Source organism: Acinetobacter sp. GFQ9D191M, assembly GCF_011174875.1.
Classification (GTDB): Bacteria; Pseudomonadota; Gammaproteobacteria; order Pseudomonadales; family Moraxellaceae; genus Acinetobacter.
This window is the reverse complement of record NZ_JAALGV010000050.1, coordinates 8,667-14,033: the sequence shown is the minus strand read 5'-3', so window position 1 is coordinate 14,033 and position 5,367 is coordinate 8,667. Positions and strand designations below refer to the sequence as shown.

The window sequence follows — 5,367 nt, the reverse complement described above, 5'->3', positions numbered from 1 at the left end:
ACTTTCGCAAGAGGTCTAATAACAGCAAGTTTTTAAAAAAACCATCTGTTTCATTATTAATAGGCCCTTATATGAAAAACTTTATCACTACAGCATTATTGCTTTCTTCTGGCGTATTTATAGCAGGACAGACGAATGCTTCTACTAAAGCTGCGGATGCAACTTTTAAAGTTAAAATTGAAGTCGTATCAACATGTGCGATCAGTGCTACAGATATCGATTTCGGTGAAGTAAATAGTGGTATGGCAGCAACAGATAAAACTGGTACTTTAAATGTAACCTGTACTAGTCAAACACCATACAAAGTTGGTTTATCTGGTAGTGGTAAATTGACCAATACGGCTGACCCTACGTCTAGCATTGCTTATAAATTATTTCAAGAATCTAGTGATACAGCGTGGGACAACAAAGATAATCTATATTCTGCAACTGGCTCAGGTGATGTACAGAATATTCCTGTAGTTGCTAAATTATTTGGCTCTACAAATGTACGCGCTGGTAACTATGCAGATACCGTCACAGCCACAGTAACTTATTAATTTTTATTATCGTAAAGAGTCCACATGAAAAAGCCAGCCAAATTCTCTCATGTATTCCACATTTGTGGTGCAGGAATCTTGGCAGCTAGTATTTTTATAACACAGGCGCATGCTGCCAGTTTGCAAGTTGCGCCTATTTTATTAGAATTTTCACCGCAAGAAAAAGTCAAAGAACTTTGGTTGACCAATACAGGTAATGAGAGTATTCGTGCACAAGTACGAGTGAACGCTTGGACACAAAGCAATCAACAAGATATTTTAACAAACTCCAAAGATCTAATTGCTAGTCCTATGGTCATTAGCATTCCTGCCGGACAACGGCAATTGGTTCGATTGATCCGCAATACTCAAATAGCAAGTACGACTGAACAAGCTTATCGCCTCATCGTGGATGAATTACCTAACTCCCAGACTAATGTACAAAGTGGTCTACAATTGTTACTCAAATATTCCATTCCTGTTTTTTTAAAAGTATCGGACATTAATGATACAGATCAAGGCATAACATCCCTGCAAGGTATGAGCTTTAAATATAATAAGCAAACACTAACAATCAACAATCAGTCTGGTCATTATAAGCGCTTTAGTCAGTTTGCCTACATGGATGCGCAAGGCAAAAAAATACCAATTCAAATGGGATTGATGGGTTATGTACTTAGTGGGAAAAGCATGCAATGGAAAATTCCAAATAATATAAATGTTACGCGTGGTGGAAAGTTTATAGCTGTAGTTAATATGGATCTTCGTGAACAAACTCTACCATTATCTCCCTAATGCAAAATAAGCTTTAGGGATAGGGAGTTTCTGATCATTGAATGTTCGAGCAAGCAATTTTATACTTGCAGGAATGATGCTGGTCACAGCACCGACAACATTTGCAGAACAATACTTATCCAATAATATAGACAGTGCGATTCAACAGGAATTGTATTTGGATGTAGAAGTAAATCAGTCTGCACAGATTCAAATTGGTCATTTTTTACAACAAGATCAGCAACTCTATATTGATGTAGCTTCCTTAAAAAATTTCGCCATTACTGCCGAGATAGAACCAATCATAATTGATCAGGTATCCTATATCGCACTTGATCAGATTGAAGGGCTAAGCTATAAATATGACGACCTCAATCAAAAAATCTCAATCCAAGTACCTATTACACTGTTAAGCAGTCAACATCAATATGGCTATCAGCATCTGCCTGCTGCAAAAGTTAATCCATTGCATGAAAAAACAGGTGTCTTACTCAATTACACTGCTTTTGCTCAGCAGTATGAGAATATATTTTCTTTAAATGGTTGGAATGAATTTCGTGTTTTTGGGCTATTTGGTGGGGTATTCAGCCTTTCTGGTAACTACCAATATCAAGATAATGCCTTTATAAATCATCATATACTGGATACATATTGGGAAAAAGATATCCCAGAAAAATTGCTTAGACTACGTTTAGGTGATGCACAAAGTAATGCACTATCATGGACACGCTCTACTCGATTGAGTGGTCTTAGCTTATCGAAAAATTTCGCTTTACAACCCTATACCGTGACGACTCCCTTAATGAGTTTTAAAGGCCAGGTAGCATTACCGTCACAAGTGGATCTAATAATTAATGGTATTAAGCAGTTTTCAGAAAATATAGTACCTGGGCAATTTGATATTCAATCAGTACCGAGTATTACAGGTGCAGGCAATGCACAAATGGTCATTACAGATATTAATGGCCAACAGCAAGTACTGAGTATTCCCTTATATGGTACAAATAACCTACTCGCACAAGGCTTAAATGACTGGTCTTTTAATGTAGGTTATCCAAAGTTAAATTATGGCTTATCTTCATTTGATTATGCACAAGATCCTGCATTTAGTGGGAGCTATCGTTATGGAATATTAAATAAACTTACTCTGGAAACACATACTGAATTGACCGATCAATTGCAACAGGTAGGATTAGGCACACTCTATCAATTAGGCAAACGTGCAGGACAGCTTAATCTCTCTTATGCTTATAGTCGTACACCTGAGCAACATGGACAATTATTAGGCCTAGGTTATAGCTGGAACTCTCCATTAATAAGTTTAAATTATAATGGACTACGACAGTTTGGTGAGTTTAATGACATTGCCAGCTTGAATGATGCGGCATTTGCCAGTAAATCAGACCAATTTTATATAGGTTTTAATACTAAAATTGGTCAGTTGGGAAGTAGCTATATCCAGCAAAAATACACAGAGCAAGAGAGTAAGTTTGTATTGCTGAACTGGTCTTATATCTTGCCGCAACGTATGAACCTAAATTTAGGTTATACGCATGATTTAATTAATAAGAAAGATAGTTATTATCTATCACTTAATATCCCTTGGGCGCAACGTAACTCAGCCACAGCATCAATACAGCGTAGTCATGATAACAAACAGTTTGGTGTGAATATAATGCATACGCTAAATCAAGATCAGGGAGGGATGGGATGGCAAGCCATGGCCAATCGTACAGATCAATACTCACAGTTTCAGGGGCAGATCGACTATCTCGGTCGCTATGGGTTAGCACAATTAAATGTGCAACATACAGCATCAGACCAACAAAATAATACCAGTGCATTTGCCTCAGTCAACGGAGGGTTAGTTATTCTAAAAGACGTGATACTACCCACGCGTTTGAGTAACGGTTCATTTGCTATTGTCTCAACAGATAATATTGCTAGCGTACCGGTGCGTATGGAGAATCGTTTGATTGGTAAAACTAATCAGAAAGGATATTTGCTATTGGATCGTCTAAATCCATATCAGCATAATAGTGTAGCAGTTGATACCCTGAACCTACCCATAAATTTAAAAATAGAAACAACACAGCAAGATGTTGTACCTCGTCAGGCAAGTGGTGTATTCGTTCGTTTTCCAATGTATCAAGTGAAATCCGTTCAATTACAGGCAGTCGATGATCAGGGAGAGAATCTAGCAGTGGGTAAATCTGTTTGGGATATTCAACCATCAATACAGCAGCCTCCTAAAACCATTGTAGCTCATGATGGTATTGTATATTTAGATGATGTGAAAAATAATAAATTATATATTGGCGATGAGCTTAAGCAATGCCAAGTGAATCTTCCTGAAGTTTCCACTCTTGAAGGTTTTAGCGATTTAGGAAGGGTGGTATGTCAATAACTCATCAATTTAACCGAATCAAATCTTATGGCCTCATCAAGCGTTTAGCTTGTATGAGCTTATTGTTTTTAGCTTATAGCATATGCTCTTCATCTGCTTATGCAGAGAGTTGCTGGGTAAGTGGAGGTAATTTAAGCCTAGGCACAGCGAACATTCAAGGCTCGATGACAGCTTCTACGGATATTACCGTAACATGTAATTCAAACTGGAGTCAGCCCGTGACATATAAGATATGTATGGTAGTTGATAGTATAGATCCAGCGGCTAAAGATCCTCGCACAATGATTAACTATGATAACTATCCTGCTTCCTTATTAAATTATAACTTATATTATGATGTCGCACGAACACGCAAGATACCAAACTCAGACGCTAAAAATACAGCTCAGTGCCAATCTGTTCAAGTAGGTGCTAATACAGGAAGTCCGAGTACATTAGTCAAAATGTATGGTCAAGTTCTTGCAGGACAAAATGTACCTGCCGGCTCCTATAAAACCAATAGTACTTCCATAAAGCTATACTATGCTTATCGCTATGGCTTAGAAGTACCTTCAGATTTAGAAACTCTAGCTAGTCAAAATAGCTCAACTAACAATATAGTCGTCAATTCTAACTATGAAAATAGCTGTTTGATTTTATCTGCATCAGATATAGATTTTGGTTCAGTGGAGCTATTGAATAATACTTTATATCGTTCAGGGACTATTCAATTAGCATGTCCAATGGGTACCAATATGAAGGTAAGTTTAAATAATGGTCTAAATCCATTGGGCTCACAAAGACGTATGAAAAATTCTTTAGGAAGTTATATTCAATACGGTTTATATCAGGATCCAAGTCACTCGAACATTTGGCAGGCGGATACTTCATATTCTGTAACCCACCAGACTATCCCTGTTTATGCGATGGTCCCATCGCAAAGCATTAGCAGTATAGGGAAATATTCCGATACCATTACTGTGACTTTAACTTATTAGAAAACTCTATATTTAATAGGTAATCGTAGCAGTAACTGTATCTATATATTGACCGGCAGGAACGTTAGTATCAGGCACTTTCCCCCAAATGGTAATATTTTGAGTTTGTCCTGTACCGTGTTGTGAAAAACGATTTTCAGAGCTGTTTCCCCATTCTTTGCTCATAGATGCATCTTGATAAAGTCGATATGAAAGCTTCAAGGAAGCATCCTGAGTATTCTTTAGTGTACCATCACTATTTAGTGAAATATTGTAAGGCGTACCATTAGTACATGAAACATTTAGACTACCCGTTGCCTGGATATTTTGGGTATTACGAGAAATCGTACCAAAATCTATATTAGAAGTAGAACCTGTGCCGATATCACAAATTTCATTGACTTTTATTTTGACCTGAAACTGTGTGGACTGCCGGTCACTCATGGTATAAGCAGAGACTGAAACTACAGCTAGAATTACAAATGAATATTTAAAAATTTTCATTGAATGTGCCTATATCCAATATAGATAATTATATTAATCTGAATTGTAGAGAGTAAAAAGCTAACTATTTAAAGTAATAGTCTGGATTACGCACTAAATTTCATGATTCTAATCATATTATTCGATTTTACTCAACTATGCTGCCATCTAGTAAACAATTCAAAAATAAAAGGGCAAACAGGCTAGATTAGAGGTGGATCAGGAAATT

General features: G+C 36.9%; 5 protein-coding genes. 4 read left to right on the top strand and 1 reads right to left on the bottom strand.

What is annotated here, in order from left to right:
- The 4 genes from G5T77_RS08450 to G5T77_RS08435 all read left to right on the top strand — a co-directional run.
- Positions 1 to 539: spore coat U domain-containing protein (locus tag G5T77_RS08450; RefSeq protein ID WP_240904180.1), on the top strand; the 539-nt coding region annotated here is incomplete at its 5' end.
- Between the two features lie 24 nt (positions 540 to 563).
- Positions 564 to 1,313, top strand: coding sequence for a molecular chaperone (locus G5T77_RS08445; RefSeq protein ID WP_166134614.1), 750 nt, complete (start codon positions 564 to 566; stop codon positions 1,311 to 1,313).
- A 37-nt stretch (positions 1,314 to 1,350) separates the two neighbouring features.
- Positions 1,351 to 3,699, top strand: coding sequence for a fimbria/pilus outer membrane usher protein (locus G5T77_RS08440; protein WP_166134617.1), 2,349 nt, complete (start codon positions 1,351 to 1,353; stop codon positions 3,697 to 3,699).
- The gene (locus G5T77_RS08435; protein ID WP_166134620.1) at positions 3,690 to 4,676 is read left to right on the top strand and encodes a spore coat U domain-containing protein; all 987 of its coding nucleotides are present in this window, start codon (positions 3,690 to 3,692) and stop codon (positions 4,674 to 4,676) included. Before G5T77_RS08440 ends, G5T77_RS08435 begins: the two co-directional genes overlap by 10 nt.
- Positions 4,677 to 4,688: 12 nt before the next feature.
- On the opposite strand, the gene G5T77_RS08430 is transcribed toward G5T77_RS08435, so the two are convergent.
- Positions 4,689 to 5,159, bottom strand: a complete 471-nt coding sequence (locus G5T77_RS08430; protein WP_166134623.1) for a spore coat U domain-containing protein — start codon at positions 5,157 to 5,159, stop codon at positions 4,689 to 4,691.
- Positions 5,160 to 5,367 lie beyond the last annotated feature (208 nt).